The 19,652-nt window shown below is 36.0% G+C and carries 17 protein-coding genes and 1 riboswitch; all 17 genes read right to left on the bottom strand.

The window, feature by feature from the left end:
- Nucleotides 1-27: 27 nt before the first annotated feature.
- Nucleotides 28-1,005, bottom strand: a complete 978-nt coding sequence (locus tag AC4BB2_RS04880) for an alpha-ketoacid dehydrogenase subunit beta (protein WP_069633743.1) — start codon at nt 1,003-1,005, stop codon at nt 28-30.
- Between the two features lie 2 nt (nt 1,006-1,007).
- Nucleotides 1,008-2,123: a pyruvate dehydrogenase (acetyl-transferring) E1 component subunit alpha gene (gene pdhA, locus AC4BB2_RS04875; RefSeq protein ID WP_490474308.1), complete on the bottom strand. Its 1,116-nt coding sequence runs from the start codon at nt 2,121-2,123 to the stop codon at nt 1,008-1,010.
- Between the two features lie 569 nt (nt 2,124-2,692).
- A complete protein-coding gene (gene mgtA, locus AC4BB2_RS04870) occupies nt 2,693-5,305 on the bottom strand; it encodes a magnesium-translocating P-type ATPase (protein ID WP_490474307.1) in 2,613 nt (870 codons plus the stop codon).
- Between the two features lie 382 nt (nt 5,306-5,687).
- A riboswitch (M-box (ykoK) riboswitch) is annotated at nt 5,688-5,855 on the bottom strand.
- 65 nt (nt 5,856-5,920) lie between these two features.
- Nucleotides 5,921-6,295 (bottom strand): DUF6483 family protein, encoded by a 375-nt coding sequence (locus tag AC4BB2_RS04865; RefSeq protein WP_490474306.1) that lies wholly within the window; start codon nt 6,293-6,295, stop codon nt 5,921-5,923.
- Between the two features lie 331 nt (nt 6,296-6,626).
- Nucleotides 6,627-7,046 (bottom strand): T7SS effector LXG polymorphic toxin, encoded by a 420-nt coding sequence (locus tag AC4BB2_RS04860; protein ID WP_490474305.1) that lies wholly within the window; start codon nt 7,044-7,046, stop codon nt 6,627-6,629.
- Nucleotides 7,047-7,185: 139 nt separating this feature from the next.
- Entirely contained in the window at nt 7,186-7,575 is a 390-nt protein-coding gene (locus tag AC4BB2_RS04855; protein ID WP_490474304.1) for a hypothetical protein, read from the bottom strand.
- 19 nt (nt 7,576-7,594) lie between these two features.
- On the bottom strand, nt 7,595-8,146 hold the full coding sequence (locus AC4BB2_RS04850; protein WP_490474303.1) for a hypothetical protein: 552 nt from the start codon (nt 8,144-8,146) through the stop codon (nt 7,595-7,597).
- Between the two features lie 230 nt (nt 8,147-8,376).
- Entirely contained in the window at nt 8,377-8,862 is a 486-nt protein-coding gene (locus AC4BB2_RS04845; protein WP_490474302.1) for a hypothetical protein, read from the bottom strand.
- A 9-nt stretch (nt 8,863-8,871) separates the two neighbouring features.
- On the bottom strand, nt 8,872-10,335 hold the full coding sequence (locus AC4BB2_RS04840) for a T7SS effector LXG polymorphic toxin (protein WP_490474301.1): 1,464 nt from the start codon (nt 10,333-10,335) through the stop codon (nt 8,872-8,874).
- Complete coding sequence (locus tag AC4BB2_RS04835; RefSeq protein WP_490474300.1) at nt 10,313-10,678, bottom strand: DUF3958 family protein; 366 nt, start codon at nt 10,676-10,678, stop codon at nt 10,313-10,315. The genes AC4BB2_RS04840 and AC4BB2_RS04835 overlap by 23 nt, the downstream gene beginning before the upstream one ends.
- A gap of 49 nt (nt 10,679-10,727) precedes the next feature.
- Nucleotides 10,728-11,000, bottom strand: coding sequence for a TIGR04197 family type VII secretion effector (locus AC4BB2_RS04830; protein WP_208927329.1), 273 nt, complete (start codon nt 10,998-11,000; stop codon nt 10,728-10,730).
- Between the two features lie 615 nt (nt 11,001-11,615).
- The gene (locus tag AC4BB2_RS04825; protein ID WP_490474299.1) at nt 11,616-12,008 is read right to left on the bottom strand and encodes a DUF1398 domain-containing protein; all 393 of its coding nucleotides are present in this window, start codon (nt 12,006-12,008) and stop codon (nt 11,616-11,618) included.
- A gap of 111 nt (nt 12,009-12,119) precedes the next feature.
- A complete protein-coding gene (gene trxB, locus AC4BB2_RS04820; protein WP_490474298.1) occupies nt 12,120-13,052 on the bottom strand; it encodes a thioredoxin-disulfide reductase in 933 nt (310 codons plus the stop codon).
- Nucleotides 13,053-13,386: 334 nt separating this feature from the next.
- The gene (locus AC4BB2_RS04815; RefSeq protein WP_490474297.1) at nt 13,387-14,115 is read right to left on the bottom strand and encodes a trypsin-like serine peptidase; all 729 of its coding nucleotides are present in this window, start codon (nt 14,113-14,115) and stop codon (nt 13,387-13,389) included.
- Nucleotides 14,116-14,291: 176 nt separating this feature from the next.
- Entirely contained in the window at nt 14,292-16,193 is a 1,902-nt protein-coding gene (locus tag AC4BB2_RS04810; protein WP_490474296.1) for a fibronectin type III domain-containing protein, read from the bottom strand.
- A gap of 51 nt (nt 16,194-16,244) precedes the next feature.
- Nucleotides 16,245-17,840 carry a fibronectin type III domain-containing protein gene (locus AC4BB2_RS04805; protein WP_490474295.1) on the bottom strand — a complete coding sequence of 532 codons (1,596 nt, stop codon included), beginning with the start codon at nt 17,838-17,840 and terminating at the stop codon, nt 16,245-16,247.
- Between the two features lie 116 nt (nt 17,841-17,956).
- A complete protein-coding gene (locus AC4BB2_RS04800; RefSeq protein ID WP_490474294.1) occupies nt 17,957-19,582 on the bottom strand; it encodes a fibronectin type III domain-containing protein in 1,626 nt (541 codons plus the stop codon).
- Between the last annotated feature and the right edge of the window lie 70 nt (nt 19,583-19,652).

The raw sequence follows: 19,652 nt of genomic DNA, 5'->3' as shown, positions 1-19,652 counted from the left end.
GTTAAGCTATTCTGTTTGACGTTTTAATTAAAATTCTGCGATTTCTCTAGCTTTCGCTTCGATATCTTTAGCATTTGGCAACCAAATGTTTTCAGCTTGACCAAATGGGAAGATTGTATCTGGAGCAGATACACGGCCAATTGGTGCTTCTAATGACAATACTGCACGTTCAGAAATTTCAGAAACAACCATAGCACCAACACCAGCTTGTTTTTGAGCTTCTTGAACTACAACCACACGGCCAGTTTTTTCAACTGATTGGATGATTGTTTCAACATCTAAAGGAGCGACAGTACGTAAGTCAATGATTTCAACAGAAATATTGTCTTTCGCCAAGTTGTCAGCGGCTTTGATTGCTTCACGAACCATTGCACCGTAAGTGATGATAGAAACATCTGTACCCTCACGAGTAACAGCAGCTTTATCTAAAGGCACTTCGTAAGACTCATCTGGCACTTCCTCACGGAATGAACGGTATAGTTTCATGTGCTCTAGGTAAACAACAGGGTCATTGCTTCTGATTGCAGAAATCAATAGTCCTTTTGCATCATATGGGTTTGATGGGATAACAACACGGATACCAGGAGATTGAGCAATCAATCCTTCTAAGTTATCTGAGTGAAGTTCTGGTGTATGAACACCACCACCAAAAGGCGCACGAACAGTAATAGGCATGTTACGTGTTCCGCCCATACGGTAACGAGTACGAGCCATTTGACCAACGATTTCGTCAAATACTTCAAATACAAATCCAAAGAATTGGATTTCAGGAACTGGACGGTAACCTTCTAGAGCTAAACCAAAAGCCAAACCACCGATTCCAGATTCTGCTAATGGAGTATCAAAGACACGGTCTTCGCCAAATTTTTCTTGTAAACCTTCAGTTGCACGGAAAACTCCGCCGTTTTGACCAACGTCTTCACCGAAGACCAAGACGTTTTCGTCTTTCTCTATTTCTAGAGCTAAGGCATCTGTAATTGCTTGGATCATTGTTTTTTGTGCCATGATTATTTCGACTCCTTCGCTTCGTAGAACGCAATTTGTTCTTTAATATTTTGAGGTTGAACTTCAAACATGTTTTTCAAGAAATCAGAAACTTTTTGTTTTGGAACTTTATCAGCTTCTGCAATTGCAACTTTGATTTCTTCTTTTGTTTTTTCAATAACTTCATTTTCTTTTTCTTCAGACCATAAACCTTTGTCTTCTAGATATTTACGGAAACGGATCAATGGATCTTTTTGTACCCATTCGTCATCCATATCTTTTGAACGGTAACGTGTTGGATCATCACCTGATAATGTATGTGGTCCATAACGGTAAGTTAATGTTTCAATTAAAACAGGACCATTTCCTGCTGCAGACCATTCACGAGCTTCTTTAGCAATTGCATAAACTGCTAATGGATCCATTCCGTCAACGACGATCCCTGGAATTCCAGCTGCTACAGCTTTTTGTGCTAATGTTTTAGCTGCTGTTTGTTTTTCACGAGGTGTTGAAATCGCAAAACCATTGTTTTGGATGATGAACACGCCGTTTGCATGATATGCTCCTGCAAAGTTGATTGCTTCATAGAAATCACCTTGTGAAGAACCGCCATCACCAGTATAAGTGAAGACTACGTTTTTCTTACCGCGTTTTTTCATACCTAAAGCAACACCAGCTGCTTGGATGTATTGCGCACCAATGATGATTTGTGGTGGTAATGCATTTAATTCTGGCGCATAGTGGTTACCCGCTACATGTCCACGAGACCATAAAAATGCCTCTGTTAATGGTAAACCATGTTGAACTAATTGAGGTACATCACGGTAACCTGGTAATAGGTAATCTTCTTTTTCCATAGCAAATTGACTTGCTAATTGGCTTGCTTCTTGTCCAGCTGTTGGTGCGAAGAATCCTAGACGACCTTGACGGTTCAATGCAGTTGAACGTTGATCTAATACACGTGACCAAACCATACGAGTCATTAATTCAACTAATTCGTCATCTGATAAATCTGGTACTGCGTCTTTGTTTACGATTTTCCCATCTTTATCTAAGATTTGAAATGTTGGGAAATCAGCGTCGACTTTTTCCATAAGTGCTTTAAAGTCAATAGGTTTTTGTTTCTTTGCCTTTGCCATTTTGTCACACAATCCTCTCTGTTACGTTTCTTTTTTTCGAAAGAAGTAAAACAGCATTAAAAACTGTATTACTTTTTATCGACTACACTTACAAATTATCACTAAACAAGTAAAAGAGCAAGTAAAAAGTTAGTATTTCTTTAAATTTGATTAAAATACTCGAAACCTTTCGTACCAAAGGTTAGTGATTAAAATCACAAACAAGAAACCGTTTTATAAAAAGACTTCCCAATCATATCTTTTGACAACACACTGTTATAGTCGATCAGTTCATTGTTATGCTACAGAAAAATTATACTACGGAAATTATTTGCTAAAAAATGAACAGACTTTTTTTAGCTGACAAAAAAAGAACAAAGACAAAAAGTTAGATATTTTGTCTTTGTTCTATGAAAAGCGAATATTAATAGTGAAATTATAGTTTTTTTTCATTCTTTACGAATGACTATCTCAATCACAAATAAATTTTTCGTTATTTGTTTCAAAACATTTAGTATGAAAAAACAAATTGAATCGTTCTTTTCGTTAAATAAACGGTCTACAAAATCTATAATCAACATTTTTCTGAATTAAATCCATTCTTTTGTAATGTGAATATATAGTCGTTTAGCAACTTCTACTGTAATCAAATATAGTACAATGATCAAAATGAACCAACCCCAATAATTAGCTGGAAGTTTCACAAAGTCGAAAACCTCCCGAATTGGTGTCAAGACAATCAATAATCCTAAACAAATCGCACCTAAACTGGAAAGAATCACAGCTGGTGAAGCAATACTTTGAATAAATGGAAGCTTTCTCGTACGTACCATGTGAACAACTAGTGTTTGACTAACTAAGCCAACTACAAACCAACCTGTTTGGAATAAGTGCTGCGTTGCAACGGAATTAGCACTGAAAACAAACCACATAACAAGGTAAGTCATTATATCAAAAATACTACTTACCGGACCAATACATACAGTGAATTTCATCAAGCCATTTGTTTCCCAACGGACAGGTTTCGCTAGTTCTTCTTCATCAACATTGTCCCAAGGGATCGTCAACTGTGCGATATCATAAATCAAGTTTTGAATCAACAATTGAATAGAAAGCATTGGTAAAAAGGGTAAAAATGCACTAGCAACTAAAATTGAGAAAACATTCCCAAAGTTTGAACTGATCGTGATTTTGATGTATTTCATCATATTACTGAACACTTTACGTCCTTCTAAAACACCGTTTTCTAACACATTTAAACTTTTTTCTAGCAAAATAATTGAGCTGGCATCTTTGGTAATGTCCGCCGCTGTATCTACCGAAATCCCAACGTCAGCTTTTCGTAATGCAGGCGCATCATTAATACCATCGCCCATGAAACCAACGGTGTGTCCATTACTTTGTAAGGTTTCAATGATTCGTGATTTTTGCATTGGATTTAATTTGGCAAATAAGTTAGTTTTCTCTACTTCTTCTTTCATTTGTTCATCTGACATCGTATCAATTTCTGATCCTAAAACTACATGAGACACTTCAATGCCAACATCTGCACAAACTTTTTTCGCTACAATATCATTATCACCAGTTAAAACTTTTACATTCACACCATGTTCATGTAAAGATTTAATTGCTGTAATAGCAGATTTTTTGGCTGGATCTAAGAAGCCCATGAAACCGATCAATACCATGCCTTTTTCGTCTTCTACTGAATAAACAGCTTCACTATGCACGTCTTTTTTTACTGCTACAGCTAAAGCTCGCATACCTTGTTCATTCATATGAATGTTGACTTCACGCATTTTTTTCTGTAATTCTGGTGTTAAAGGAACGAGCTCACCATCAATTTCAGCATGTGTACAAACAGCTTCCATTTCTTCAACCGCACCTTTAGTAATCATCAACTGATGACCATCAGCATTCACAACAACAGTTAAACGACGTCGAGAGAAATCAAACGGAATCTCATCTAATTTTGTAACTGATTTGAACGGACTTACAATCCCATTTTCTTCATGAAAATTTATGACAGCTACATCCATCAAATTTTTCCAACCTGTTTGATAATGTGAATTTAAATATGCCATATCCAACACAGTATCATTCACATTTCCCATTGGATCTAAGTGCTGTACAAGAACCACTCGATCTTCTGTAATGGTTCCTGTTTTATCTGTACAAAGTACGTCCATACTGCCTAAATTCTGAATCGAAGGTAATTCTTTAACGATTACTTTATGTTTAGATAAACTCAACGCACCTTTTGCTAAATTACTTGTAACGATCATTGGTAACATTTCAGGTGTCAAACCAACTGCCACAGCGATGGCAAAGAAAAACGCTGCACCCCAATCGCCTTTAGTAATGCCATTAATTAAAAATACGATTGGAAATAAAACCATGACCATTTGCAATAAGAATTTACTAACTTTCGTCAAGCCAATATCAAATGACGTTTTTCCTCTTTGTGTGGTTGCATTTTTAGCGATATCACCAAAAAATGTATGTTGTCCTGTTTTTAAAATAATTGCTTTTCCTTGTCCACTCAAGACATCGGTTCCCATAAAAACCAAATCTTGCATATCAAGCGCAGAGATACTTTCTTGGTTCTTGTCTACCCCAGCATCTACAAATTTTTCAACCGGCATAGATTCTCCTGTTAGAGAAGATTGATTGATAAACAAGTCTTTTGTCCAAATCAAAACGGCATCTGCTGGAATCATATCTCCTGTTGCTAACGTCACCATATCTCCTGGAACAACCTCGTCCATTGGAATTTCTTTTGTTACTCCTTCGCGAGTTACAGCTGCTGTATTTTCAATTAATTCTTTTAAATTTAAACTTGCTTTTTGCGAACGATATTCTTGAATAAAGGAAATAACTACACTTGCTAAAATCATCAAGCTCATTACAATCGCTGCTTCGAAATCTTTTGTGGCTGCAGATACGGCCATTAATAATGCTAGCACATAAACAAAAGGATCTTTAAATGCCTCTAAAAACATAATAATTGCAGGTGTAGGTTTTTGAGCTGATACTTCGTTTGGTCCATATTCTTCTAAACGATGTTTTGCATCTTCTTCAGACAATCCTTTTCCTGATGTACGTAGTTCCATCATTAATTCTCGTTCAGATAGCATCGCTAATTTTCTTAATTCTTGGTCTTTAGTTATTTTTTTCATTTCTATTGCTTTTTTGTTCATCATTTTCTTTTCCTCCATGTTCTAGCTCGATTCATCTTGTCTAGAATGGGGAATGAAAAATCATTTTGATTCCACCGTTTCTAAGATGAAGGCTACATTTAATTTTCTCGAATGACTGGGGTCTTCCATGTGACTCTTCCTCTCTTTTTTTATTTTAAAACGATGGATTTTTTGTAATTGTTAGGTGAAATTTTTTTACAAGATAAGGTTATTTCTCTCTTTGTAGGCCTAGTACTCTCTTAGCTACTTTTTTTGCGGAACTTCGCTCCTTGCAGTCGCCAAGTACTGTTCATCATCTGCTCTGGCAAAGCCAGTCGCAGTGATTCACAGCAAAGTAAAACGCACACTCAACAATAGAGTGTGCGTAAAATAGCAACTTAAATAAAAGTATCTCTATCGTTGAGCTTTAGCACTATAGGGCGTAGATAATTTCTTATCAGCTACGTTATGAATGACCTTCACGATCATTCCTGTTCAACCAACTAAGAGTCTCTCGATTCTTTCGCGGCAGCAGCATATGTCCAAATAGGAGCCTCACCTAACAATTATTCAGTTCTTTATCCTCAATCATCATAGTCCATATTTTAACGATTGTCAAAAGAAATAAAAATTTCTTTCTTAAAATTGATTTGTCTTGTTGCGTTTATCTAAGTCTGCTTTTCCTTGAATAATCTCAGCTCTTGAAAAATTTGCGGTTTCTAAATCCTTATCTGATAAGTTTTCAAGAATGTCATAGAACCACTTGCCTAACCCATAAAATTGTTCATCTGACATGTTTTCGGATTCAGAAAACAATTCATTCTCAGCTTGGTTGATTTTGAATTTCAAGATAAGGTCTAAAAGGTGATTTTGAATCGGAATTGAATACTTTTCTCCCGTTACTTCGTCTGTGACATGGACCATAGGCATCATTTGAACTTCTTTTGTTTTTTTGAATGGATTAAATACAGCCGCTTTGACTTGTCTCATATACCAATCTTTTTCATATTGCATTCTTACTATTCACTCCTTTTTAAAATTCCTCTTCATAATAAGTCATCGTATTCGACATGATTTTTATCTAATATTTTTTCTAGAGTAAGTTCTGTAGATCCTCTGTATGTAATTGTTATATAAAAATCTTGTCCATGTGCTAAAGCACCAAAGCCTAGCATTCCTATTTTATCACCACTAAAATAATCTCGTCCACTTTTTGGAAATTATTAGCTCATTTTGTCATCTCTGCTAGACTTAATTCTAACACATCTAAGCCGTATTTTTTGATCAAACTTTTTAAATCTGCTGATAAATCGTCCTCATTCAGTGCATAGTGATGACCGTCATATTATTGATTGCCGCTTGGAAAATCATGCCCATCACTTTCGAGCTGTCTTCTGATAATCCTCGTAAAGCTGTCTTTTGAGGATTGAAAGCCTTGAATTAATCTATCTGCTTCGTTGATTTGATCTTGTAATTCCTCTGAATCTAACTCTTCACTGCCGCATTGCGACGTGTATCCCTCTAGATATTGTTCATTGGCTTGGACTGTTGCTTCGCTGTGGAGGATAACGGCTTTACACAAAGCGGGATACGTGCTTGAAATATAGTTTTTTATACTGTCCATTCCTTGACCGCTCATGCCAACAACTAAGAGAATACCTTGGGTTGCACTTGAGACAGATTCCAATGTCTGGCTGTATGTTTTACCAAATGCTTTGATTTGTTCTGTTTGGGTTTGAACTTCACCAATCACCATTTTGACCATGGGCATCTTCCTCCTCTTTGAGCGCTTGTAATTCTGCTTCATACTATAAAAAAACGGTACTAGAAATTTTGCACTAGCACCGTTTAAATAATTCATATTTTTTAATTTTATACAGTAAAATACAGCTAGCTTTTGTTAGCTATTCAAAGTCTGGATGAATGGTATTATTTACTTGAATAATATCTTTTCTAGTATACTTGTAATTCAATAATTTTTCATTATTAGTAAACTCACTTATAGAAATTTTGTCAATATAGTATACATCTCCTTTTTTATTTGAAACTTCTGATAAAACTCTAGTTCCAATAATAACATCTTTAATATATGTTACATTCTCGCCGACATCATCTAATTCACCCAAAAGATAAATTTTACAATCGTATACTTCATTAATTTCCATAAAATCAAAATTTTTAAAACTAGTTACAGCTGAATCATCGAAACATAAATCAATTGTACCTGTATTTAAATTTTTCAATTCTAAACTTCTTGTTGCAACTGCTTCTTCTACGGAAAGTAGTTTGTACATGCATATCCTCCTTATTTAATTATTTACTTGGATAAAATGAAACTACAAACCCATTATTTCCATATGCCAAAGTATATTTTTTTCCATCAATAATATAAACTGAATATGGTCCTTTAGGTCCTGTTCCTTGTTTTATAGGATTTATTTTTAAAGTATCATGTAAAAAGTTAGGAATATCTTGAATACCTTTAGCACTGAAATCTTCTACATGCCCATTAATAATATGCTTTAATCCTGCTTTATCATTTCCTTTTTCAAGCCAAAGTAATTTACCTGAAGAATCTTTTCCAACCATGACCACATCATCTTGATTATACTTTACACCACTTTTTGAAAGTTCGTCTAGTAAATCAGGTTTTAACAACTTATTAACTCCATTGGCTTTCTTATCATAAATCTGCGCATTCCTCACCGCAGCTCCTGTCACCCCAAGCGCCCACATCGCATCCCACAAACCAGATTCTTGCATTTTCCCCATAAAATCTTGTCCGTGTGCTAAAGCACCAAAGCCTGGCATTCCAACTTTATCACCATTAAAATAATCTCGTCCACTTTTCTGGAAATCATTCACTCGTTTTGACCTCTCCGTCGGACTTAATTCTAACACATCTAAACCGTATTTTTTGATAAACAAAGAAACTGCATCAGTCCATCTTCACTGATACAGTTCAATCGTTTATCTATGAATTTTTGTACGATAAATACAGCTAGCTTTTGTTAGCTATTGGCAACTTGATTAGCGAGTTACAGCTTACTAGTCAAGGCTTTACTATCCGACGCCAATCAGATAGTAAATATTTATTAAATTTCCAAATATGATTCCACCATTTTTTTAGATGCTGGAATTAATTCTCCTTCAATTTTAACATAGTTATCATTAATAATGGTCGAGAGACATTCATCACAAAATTTCACAATTTGATTTTCCTCTTGCTTCATTACTGTCAACCTTAAATTACTTTCAGAACAGATTGGGCACAGTTCATCAATCATATATGCGCTTAAAGCCCATATTAACGATGAAACTTGATTACAAGTAGCTTCTTCATCCTGATTTTCTTCAATTTTCTTTTTATAAAAAGATATACCAAGCTCAAGGCTGTCATCTGAATGACCCAAAATAAAATCTTGCGATTTAAATTTTTTTATTGAGTTTAAATATTCCAATGACGTATGTTTTTGAAATTCAGAATCATATTTATTTACAAATTTAATTAGATTATCAAAAAATATATTTAACTCACTTTTATCAAAACTATCATAAATTTTTATAATACTTTTATTCATAATAACCTCCTATGGTTTGGGTATCGGAAAAGAAGTGATAATATTTCCCGCTTTATCTGTTATTACTTTTAACCAAGTTGTTTTTTCTCCACCTAAACTAGGTTTTACAGTTCCTAAGTTTTCGCCAATATTTACTACTCTTTCAAATCTCCCTTCACCTAAATTAACTACAGGAGTATCTACAACTTTTTTTGATTGCAGTATAGATTTCAATTTTGATTCCGATACTGAAAATTGTCCAGCATTTTTCAATGGATCAAAATGTCTATCTCTAACATGTTTCATTCCAGCATTATTTGAAGGACTAAATCTTGTTGGATTTTCAGCTAAATTAATCCTTGATTGAACCACTCCAACATCTGTATTTGGAACTTTAATCCCACTAACTTTCTTATCATAAATCTGCGCATTCCTCACCACAGCTCCTGTCAATCCAAGCGCCCACATCGCATCCCACAAACCTGATTCTTGTGCTTTCCCCATAAAATCTTGTCCGTGTGCTAAAGCACCAAAACCTGGCATTCCTACTTTATCACCACTAAAGTAATCTCGTCCACTTTTCTGGAAATCATTCACTCGTTTTGACATCTCTGTTGGACTTAATTCTAACACATCTAAGCCGTATTTTTTGATCAATTTCTTTAAATCTGCTGATAAATCGTCCTCATTCAATGCGTAATGATACCCATCTTTTTCAAACATGTAAACGTCTTTGCCATATTTTTCGTCAAAAACATGAATAATCTTACATCCATCTAATAGTTGTTTATCCCGTCTTTCAACTCGATCATTCCAATTCTTATTTACATCCTTGATCCAAGCGGTCTCTTTTAAGGAAAATCCTTTGCCGTTCCAACTTCCTGCGCCAACGTTTCCCGAACCGTCAACGCCTAACGCCTGCATCCCTTTTGTCATTAATTCTTCTGAACTTTTCAGTCCATCGAAGTAGCTCGGAGACTTATCACAAAATGCCAAAAACTTACGTAATTTTTCTTCTATTTTCGCTTTCTTCGCTTGATTTCGAGTAATTCCTGCATCCATATTATTGATTGCGGCTTGGAAAATCATCCCCATCACTTTCGAGCTGTCTTCTGATAACCCCCGTTTCGCTTGGGCAAAGCTATCTTTTGAAGATTGAAAGCCTTGAATTAATCTATCTGCTTCGTTGATTTGATCTTGTAATTCCTCTGAATCTAACTCTTCACTGCCGCATTGCGACGTGTATCCCTCTAGATATTGTTCATTGGCTTGGACTGTTGCTTCGCTGTGGAGGATAACGGCTTTACACAAAGCGGGATACGTGCTTGAAATATAGTTTTTTATACTGTCCATTCCTTGACCGCTCATGCCAACAACTAAGATAATACCTTGGGTTGCACTTGAGACAGATTCCAATGCCTGGCTGTATGTTTTACCAAATGCTTTGATTTGTTCTGTTTGGGTTTGAACTTCACCAATCACCATTTTGACCATGGGCATCTTCCTCCTCTCTGAGCGCTTGTAATTCTGCTTCATACAAGGTTTCGGACTGCTCTTCTAATTGTCTTTTTTTCATGGCTAACGTTTCTTGTCCGTCAGTCATTTCCTCAAAAAATCGACGTTCTTCGATTCGGGCATCTTCAATGATCTCTTCAAAAAAAGTGCCTTCTTCTTGTCGGTGAAAATAAGCGATCACTCGTTCATTATGGTGGCGTTCACTTGCATATAATTGACCGCAATCTTCTATTTTTCGCTCTAATAACATCGTTACTTCGGTGTTTTCTTCTTGTTTTTCTTCATTTTCTATTCGTCTTTTTCGAATCTCTTCCTCTTTCATTGTTTCCTCCTCATATAAAAACTGGGTACACTCGTTCATCTAAAACCTGTTATAAAGGTGATTTAAACAGTTGTTGAACTTGCGTATCCGCTCTTTTAAAGGCCGCAACTGCACTTTGGATATTGGCAGTATCACGGTTTAACAGTTGTTGAATGGTTGAGGAAGAGCTTTTTAGTTTTTCAAAAGTACTGTTTGCTAAACTATTTCCCGGCACCGTTGTTCCAGAAGAAAAGGTCACAGTTTGGGAAATTGTTAATTTATCGTTGGCTTGACCAATCTTGGTGGCCTGATTTTGAATTTCCCCAGCATTGATATCAATCATTTTTTCATACTCCTTAATATTTTTTTCAACCCTAATATTAAGTATATCTTAATAAAAAACGGAAGTAAATCACATATTTTAAAATACGTCTGACATAAATTTCTTTGTACAACAAAAAAATTGCAAGCCGCTGACTTACAATTTACGAAATAAAAATAATTTTTTTTATTTTTCCTTATATACTAAGGGAGCAGTTTTTTGTGTTATCTAATGAAAGTTTACGAGGAAAATTAGGTTGCGTGTTAGCATCATGTACTATCTTCTTTTGTTGTACCTAATTTTACTAGAATTTTCTAGTCCATTTTGTTAAAATTATGTACTTTATAAACTCTGCATACTTTTTCTAGATAATTGATGGCGGTATTGGTAGTTCCAGAAAACTCCAATTTTGTTCCATGATTTTTTTACAGAATTTATCGGTCTGATGGAAGCAGAACAAGTCAAAATCGAAACGTTAGATTGTGAAAGAAAAGTAATGTCTCATTTTATTAAAAAAGACAAGTAAAGTCTAATCAACACCAGTTATTCTATTATTATAAAAATAGTGATGAGAAATTGTGAGTTCATTTCTCATCACTATTAACATAATTACTTTCCTTATCCGAAAGTTACAGTTTAAACTTCCGGAATAGGTTCACTTAACAGAATAACTCCACTTTGACCAAAATAATCTACCTGCATTGCAAGTAAATCTGTCCGCCAATAGGCTACTCCTGCGGCACCAGCAAGCTCTGTGAATTCTTCAAATGTAATGTCACCCGCTTGTGCTTTTAAAACAGCTTTTTTTATTGCTGTAGAAGACTCTTTCACAGCAACATTTTTAGGTTTACCATTCAGTTGGATTTCAATGTGTGACGACTCATCATAGTAGCGATACACACCCGCATCTACTAAATAATCATATTTTTCAATGCCGATCTTTTTAAAATCGCGGATCAATTTGGAAAATCCGCCTGCATTTTTTTCATTATTGATGATTTCTTCGATTGCTTTTAAATTTAAACTCATTGCTTTCACTCCCATTAATCGTATAAAAATAGATCTAAGCCAAAACTTATCAAGCTTTGACCTAGATCTTGGTCAGTCAATATTATAGTGATGCTTCAACAACCTGGTTGATTATTTCACTTCTTCAACTTCTGTCATATCTTCAATATATTTATACACTTGTTGTCCAGCAATTCCGCCTTCACCAACAGCTGTTGTGATTTGACGTAATGTTTTTTCACGAACATCACCAATGGCAAAAACACCTGGCATACTTGTTTTCATATCTTGATCTGTTTCAATCCATCCTTCTGCATTTGTTAAGCCAGCATTTTTGAATGGTTCAGTCAAAGGGTCAAGTCCAACGTAGATAAACACACCGTCAGTTTCAATTTCCTTCACTTCGTTCGTCAACACATTACGTAATTGTCCGCCTGTAACCATCATATTATTGCCAACGATTTCTTCTAACACAGTATTCCATTCAAAAGAGATTTTTTCATTAGCAAACGCACGATCTTGAATAATCTTTTGCGCACGTAATTCGTCACGACGGTGTACAATCACAACTTCTGAAGCAAATTGCGTTAGGTAAATTGCTTCTTCAACAGCTGAATCTCCGCCGCCAATAACCAATAAGCGTTTATTGCGGAAGAAGGCGCCATCACAAACTGCGCAATAAGAAACACCCCGACCTGCAAATTCTTCTTCTCCTTTAACACCTAGTTTACGATGTTCACAACCTGTAGCAATGATTACCGTTTTAGCTTGATACGTTTTATCATCACAAATAACTTCTTTGTACGCTCCCTGATCTTTAATGTCCATCACAATGCCATATGCATTTTCTGTACCAAATTTTTCAACATTTTCATACATTTTATAAGCCAATTCAGGTCCCATAATTGAATCAAAACCTGGATAGTTTTCCACTTCAGCAGTATTGTTCATTTGACCGCCAGGCGCACCGCGCTCGATCATCAATACTGAAAGATTAGAACGTGACGCATATAACGCTGCGGTCATGCCAGCAGGTCCTGCACCAATTACAATTACATCATACATATGTCTTTTCAACCTCCGAATTTTTCAAGTACATTTACTTTACAACTTAAATGACGGATTGTCTATATTTCTGCCCAAGTTTAGTCCCAAAGAATTTGTTTTTTTCAAGATTCAAAATAAAAAAAGTAGCAACATTTTTCAGTTACTACTTTTTCCATTAAATTTAACTTGTGACAGCTGTGAATACCATGCAAAGCGGCAGACTCAAGTTTTATTAATTTACTTTCCTGATGATAATGCACTTATTTGAAACGTTTTACTTCCCCGACTTACTTTAAACTACTCTAATTAAAAGTAAGGTATCACATGATTGTTTTAGTTACATTGATAGTTCTTATTTTAAATTATTTGAAATAAAATCATAATTGCGTTCTGTTAATTTTGCTGCACTTGTTTGAACACCTTTTGAATATTTTTCAAATGTACGAACGCCAAGTAATTTACCACGTTGGTCGAAAATTGGTGCGCCGTAGTTTCCATCTTTGCTTGCTTGGTTAAACCAGAAATGAGAAGCAATGTTAAAGCTAATAGTCGCTTTACTTTCCCACATTTCACCTTTTTTGTCTGCATCATATCCAGGTGTAGTCACTGCTGAACAAACTAAAACAGCTGGATTTTTTGTAACAGGAACAACTGAAACTACTTCACCAATATTTTGACCATTTTCATTTGGTTTTACTGTTAAAATAGCTAAGTTTCCCCAAGATTCTTCAAAGTTCACTGACTCAACTTGGAATGAACCAAAAGGAGCGTTTTCTCCATTTTTCCCAGGTGTAACAAAAGACTTCTCAAGATTTCCACTGTTCTTTAAACTTTCAACAACATTGTAAGAAGTTAAGACTTTATTATTACCAATAACTGTTCCAGTACCTGTTACGCCATTGGCATCAATAAATGCTACGCTTTGGAAACGACCTTTTGTTGTGTCATTGATTTTTGATTTGTTGTCAGTTAATTTTTCTCTTACTGGATGAGCAGCTTCTACTTGTGGTGTTGCCGCAACTGCTGCAGTAGATAATACTGCACTGCAAAGTAATACTGTTACTAGATTTTGAATTTTCATTGTTTTACCGTCCTTCATTTTTCATATTATTTTTGTAAATCATAATTACTTCAGTCATTGATGTATTTCGCTTGAGTCCACCGCTTTACATGGTATTCAGCAGCATTCATAAAGTCTTCATCACGAGTTACAGCAGTTCTTTAAAAGCAGTAGTGCTACATTACTTTTAACAGCACTTATATTTTTTCCCAAACTGGTGCCTTACCTGGTTCTTCTCCACGGGTCCACCATTTGGCTTTGTATTGTGTTCCTTTATAAGTTATTACGCTTTTTCCTGTGTACGCTAGTTTTGAATTCCATTCTTCAATAATTCCTGTGCTTAATTTTTCCCACACATCATTTGTTCCTGGGGTGTTTCCTTGTGTCCACCACTTCGCACGGTATTCAATTCCTTTGTAAAACACCTTATCATTGGCCACATAAACTTTTGACTGCCCCCATGTTGTTTGACCTTCTATTGGCTTATTCACTTCTTTTTCTGTGCGAACTGTTACCCCTGTAGACATTTGAGAACGGTTAGCTGCCTTGTCTACTGCTACGACTGTAAATGTGTATGACGTATCTGCTAACAATCCACTTACTGCATAATTGGTTGTTTTACTTTCACCAATTCTTGTGCCATTACGATAGATTTCATACCTATCAATACCTACATTGGCTGTTGATGGGTTCCATGATAGTTGGGCTGAGGTTTTCGTTACATTTGTTGCTTTTAACCCTATTACTTGAGTTGGTGCTTGTATAACTGGTTCTTTTTCTGTACGAATTGATACACCTGATGATACTTGCGAACGGTTTCCAGCTTTATCAATTGCTACAATGGTGAATGAATATGATGTATCCGCTGTTAAACCACTTACTGAGTAGTTGGTTGTTTTACTTTCGCCAATTCTTGTGCCATTACGATAGATTTCATATTTATCAACACCTACGTTATCCGTCGAGGGGTTCCAGGATAGTTGGGCAGAATTTTTGGTTACATTCGTTGCTTTTAGCCCTGTCACTTGACTTGGAGCTTGGGTATCTGTTTCTTTTTCTGTACGAATTGATACACCTGACGATACTTGCGAACGATTTCCAGCTTTATCAATTGCTACAATGGTGAATGAATATGATGTATCCGCTGTTAAACCACTTACTGAGTAGTTGGTTGCTTTACTTTCGCCAATTCTTGCGCCATTACGATAGATTTCATATTTATCAACACCTACGTTATCCGTCGAGGGGTTCCAGGATAGTTGGGCAGAATTTTTGGTTACATTTATTGCTTTTAGCCCTGTCACTTGACTTGGAGCTTGAGTATCTGTTTCTTTTTTATCTAAATGTTTCGCAATAAATTCATAATTTGATCCAGTGATTTTTGATCCACTATTTTTTAATGCCACTCCTTCTGCAGTAAAATAATGACTTGTGTTAACACCAATCAGTTGATTTTGCTCGTTATAAATAGGCGCGCCAGATGTCCCTTGGAGTGTATCAATATCATAGAAAAGACGATAATAGGTTTGTGACATTACTGAACCTTTTCCTTCCCATAACTCTCCATACTTATCGTAACTGTACCCTGGTATAGATGCTTTTGTCCCTACTGAAACATTAGGAACATCTCTAACTGGAATTATTGGTACAATGTCCCCAATATTTTCACCTCTACTATTAGGTTTCAATGTGACAACTGCAATATCAAAATCACGATTCTTTTCTGTAGTCCAATTTTTGTGTATATCTACTGATTCAACATCAAAACCACCATATGGAAACTGAATCCCATTTCTAGCAGGATAAACTTTTGCTTGACTGATATCCCAACTTGTTTCTATTTTTTCAACGACATGACCTGCTGTTAATAGTTTATTTTTCCCGATAACAGTACTTGAGCCAGAGCCAGCATTCGTTGAAATATAGGCAACGCTTGAATATGGAGCCTTTGTTGAATCCTTGATGCTCACTCGATCATCTTTCCCCATAATGGCTCTACTTTCTGGCTTCTTTTCCTCTGCGTAAGCAGTTGTTGTGACTATTGATGTCGATAGGACCACCCCACATAATAATAAGGTTGTGATTGTTTTGATTTTCATGTTTCCATTTTCCTCCCCAAAAATTAAGTTACCCTTTTAATATTTGACCCGTTATTTCTTTTCCCAAACAGATGACTTCCCGGGTTCTTCACCACGCGTCCACCACTTGGCTTTGTATTGTACTCCCTTATAAGTAACTATGCTTCCACCTTGGTATGCTAGGTTTGAGTTCCATTCTTCAATAATTTCTGTACTTAACTTCTCCCATACATCATTTATTCCAGGTGTGTTTCCTTGCGTCCACCATTTGGCTCTGTATTCAATCCCTTTGTAAAATACTTTATCCCCACCTACATAGACTTTAGATTGAACCCATGTCGTTTGACCTTCTATTGGTTTATCCACTTCTTTTTCTGTGCGAACTGTTACTCCTGTAGACATTTGAGAACGGTTAGCTGCCTTGTCTACTGCTATAACGGTGAATGTGTATGACGTATCTGCTATTAGTCCGCCTACTGCATAATTTGTTGTTTTGCTTTCTCCAATTCTTGCGCCGTTACGATAGATTTCATACCTATCAATACCTACATTGGCTGTTGATGGGTTCCATGATAGTTGGGCTGAGGTTTTCGTTACATTTGTTGCTTTTAACCCTATTACTTGAGTTGGTGCTTGTATGACTGGTTCTTTTTCTGTACGAATTGATACATCTGATGATACTTGCGAACGGTTTCCTGATTTATCCACCGCTACGACTGTGAATGTGTATGATGTATCTGCCGTTAAACCACTGACTGCATAGTTTGTTATTTTACTTTCCCCAATTCTGGTACCATTATGATAGACTTCATATTTATCAACACCTACGTTATCTGTTGAAGGGGTCCATGATAATTGAGCTGAGGTTTTGGTTACATTTGTTGCTTTTAGTCCTGTTACTTGGCTTGGCGCCTGAGTATCAATTTCAGTTTGTCCTAAATGTTTTTGAACAAGCTCATAATTAGAACCTGTTAATTTTACTCCACCGTTGTAATTAGGATACGCTGTCGTATGCAAGGCCACTAAACGATTATCAGTATCGAAAACAGGACCTCCTGAGTTTCCTCCGATTGTATCAGTATCATAAAAAAGGCGATAAGTACTTTGAGAAATTATATTGCCAGTATGCGACCACATCTGTGTCCCTTTGTCCCCACCATATCCAGGAATAAACGCTTTATTATTTGTTGAGACAGTCGAAATATTAGATACCGGAATTTGTGGTACTGCTTCACCAATATGCTGGCCAAATCCGTTCATTCCCAAAGTAACAACAGCAATATCATGATCCGCTTTATTCATCGAGTAATCTTTATGAATTTCGACCGACTCGACACCAAATCTTCCAAAAGGGTAATAATCTTGATTTCTGCCTGGAACAACATATGCTTTTCTAACAGCTGACAGCGTTGTTAATTTACTGACAACATGCCCAGCCGTTATCACTTTATTTTTTCCAACAACCACCCCTGTACCTCTAGAACCATTAGCAGAAAAGTAAACAACACTTGAATACGGGGCTTTTGTTGTATCTGTTACTAGTGTCCGATCATCTGAACCAATGATTTTTCTTGATGTCGGACGATTCTCTTCCCCATAGCTAATAGTTGTAAAGGTATTTGTGGATAATACTAGTCCACAAAGTAATAACATCGTATATTTTTTCACTTTTATTTTATTCCTCCTAAAAAATAATTCCTTTTTTGTAAACGAATTTATATGCAATTTTGAGTAATATTTTATTTAGAGGATGAGAAAAAGGCTCATCCTCATGGACAAAAAAACTATATTTTTTCCCAAACGGGTACCTTACCTGGTTCATCTCCACGAGTCCACCATTTGGCTTTATATTTTGTTCCTTTATACGTAATAGTATTACCACCGGTATAAGCTAAGTTTGGTACCCATTCTTCAATACTTCCAACACTTAATTTTTCCCATACATCTGATCTTCCAGGTTGATTTCCTTGAGTCCACCATTTAGCCTTGTATTCAATCCCATTATAGAAAACCTTATTCCCTGCTACATAAACCTTTGATTGAACCCAAGTCGTTTGATTGTCAGATGGTTTTTCTGGTTCTTTTTCAGTCTGTAAAACGAACCCAGTTGATAAAACAGAACGATTTCCCGCCTTATCAAGAGCTGCAATTGAAACTGTGTAGGTAGTATTAGCTGCGAGACCATTCATTGTAAAATTAGTAGATCTGCTTTCACCCACGCTCGATCCGTTACGGTAAATTTCATATTTATCTACACCAATATTATCTGTTGAAGCATTCCAAGATAATTGTGCTGTAGTGCTAGTAACATTGCTAGCTTTCACTCCTGTTACTTGACTTGGTGCCTGATTATCCACTACAGTCTCTTTTCCTGTACGAACAGTCAATCCAGCTGATACTTGTGAGCGATTCCCTGCCTTGTCTACTGCAATAACTGAAAATGTATATGACGTATCAGCTAATAAACCATTTGCAGTAAGAGAAGTTGTTTTACTCTCTCCAATTTTTGATCCATTACGGTAAACTTCATACTTGTCTACGCCAACATTATCTGTAGATGGATTCCAAGAAAGTTGAGCTGAATTCGTTGTAACAGCTGCTGCTTTCAGTCCAGTAACTTGACTCGGTGCTTGAGTATCTGTTTCTTTTTTGTCTAAATATTTTGCAATAAATTCATAGTTGGATCCAGTAATTTTTGAACCAGTATTTTTAACTGCAATTCCATTAATCCAAAGCTCACTTGTGTGAACAGCAATTAATTCATTTTGCTCATTGTAAATAGGCGCACCAGAAGTTCCTCCGACTGAATCGATCTCATAATGAAGACGTAATGCAGTTTGTGAAACAACTGGCCCCTTTGCCTCCCACAACTCTCCAAATTTATCTTGACTATAACCGGGCAAAGATGCTTTTGTTCCTATAGGAATACTTGGTGTATTTTTAACAGGAATTATTGGTACAACCTCTCCAATATTTTTCCCATCTTGGTTAGGTTTCAACGTAAGAACTGCAATATCATAATCACGATTCTTACCTATACTCCAAGCAGCGTGTATATCTACTGATTCCACATCAAACGCACCAAACGGTCTGTTGTAGCCATTTCTCCCAGGAAAGACCCTAGCTTGTTTTATATCCCAATCTGTTTTAATTTTTTCAACAACATGTCCTGCTGTTAATACTTTATTTTTCGAGATAACTGTGCCTGAACCAAATCCAGTATCTGTTGAAACATAAGCAATACTAGAATACGGTGCTTTTGTTGTATCAGTAACTTTCTCCCGATCATCTTTCCCCAAAATAGCTCTACCTTCAAGCTTGTTCTCTTGTGCATAAGTATTTGTTGCAAATGTTGCTGTTGATAAAACTACCCCACATAATAATAACGCTGTAACTTTTTTCACTTTCATACTTTCCTCCCAAACATTATTTTCGTTCTGGTCTCCTATTCTAGGTGAAATATTCTTTTTATAAAGTTCA

It is taken from the genome of Enterococcus sp. AAFC-DPL-5146 (genome assembly GCF_058216635.1).
The sequence above is the reverse complement of the archived record's forward strand: the minus strand, read 5'-3'. Positions and strand labels throughout refer to the sequence as shown.

Excerpts from the sequence above, each read along its gene's own strand:
- AC4BB2_RS04880 (WP_069633743.1), bottom strand. The coding sequence starts at position 1,005 with ATGGCACAAAAAACAATGATCCAAGCAATTACAGATGCCTTAGCTCTA.
- pdhA (WP_490474308.1), bottom strand. The coding sequence starts at position 2,123 with ATGGCAAAGGCAAAGAAACAAAAACCTATTGACTTTAAAGCACTTATG.
- mgtA (WP_490474307.1), bottom strand. The coding sequence starts at position 5,305 with ATGATGAACAAAAAAGCAATAGAAATGAAAAAAATAACTAAAGACCAA.
- AC4BB2_RS04865 (WP_490474306.1), bottom strand. The coding sequence starts at position 6,295 with ATGCAATATGAAAAAGATTGGTATATGAGACAAGTCAAAGCGGCTGTA.
- AC4BB2_RS04860 (WP_490474305.1), bottom strand. The coding sequence starts at position 7,046 with ATGGTCAAAATGGTGATTGGTGAAGTTCAAACCCAAACAGAACAAATC.
- AC4BB2_RS04855 (WP_490474304.1), bottom strand. The coding sequence starts at position 7,575 with ATGTACAAACTACTTTCCGTAGAAGAAGCAGTTGCAACAAGAAGTTTA.
- AC4BB2_RS04845 (WP_490474302.1), bottom strand. The coding sequence starts at position 8,862 with ATGAATAAAAGTATTATAAAAATTTATGATAGTTTTGATAAAAGTGAG.
- AC4BB2_RS04840 (WP_490474301.1), bottom strand. The coding sequence starts at position 10,335 with ATGGTCAAAATGGTGATTGGTGAAGTTCAAACCCAAACAGAACAAATC.
- AC4BB2_RS04835 (WP_490474300.1), bottom strand. The coding sequence starts at position 10,678 with ATGAAAGAGGAAGAGATTCGAAAAAGACGAATAGAAAATGAAGAAAAA.
- AC4BB2_RS04830 (WP_208927329.1), bottom strand. The coding sequence starts at position 11,000 with ATGATTGATATCAATGCTGGGGAAATTCAAAATCAGGCCACCAAGATT.
- AC4BB2_RS04825 (WP_490474299.1), bottom strand. The coding sequence starts at position 12,008 with ATGAGTTTAAATTTAAAAGCAATCGAAGAAATCATCAATAATGAAAAA.
- trxB (WP_490474298.1), bottom strand. The coding sequence starts at position 13,052 with ATGTATGATGTAATTGTAATTGGTGCAGGACCTGCTGGCATGACCGCA.
- AC4BB2_RS04815 (WP_490474297.1), bottom strand. The coding sequence starts at position 14,115 with ATGAAAATTCAAAATCTAGTAACAGTATTACTTTGCAGTGCAGTATTA.
- AC4BB2_RS04810 (WP_490474296.1), bottom strand. The coding sequence starts at position 16,193 with ATGAAAATCAAAACAATCACAACCTTATTATTATGTGGGGTGGTCCTA.
- AC4BB2_RS04800 (WP_490474294.1), bottom strand. The coding sequence starts at position 19,582 with ATGAAAGTGAAAAAAGTTACAGCGTTATTATTATGTGGGGTAGTTTTA.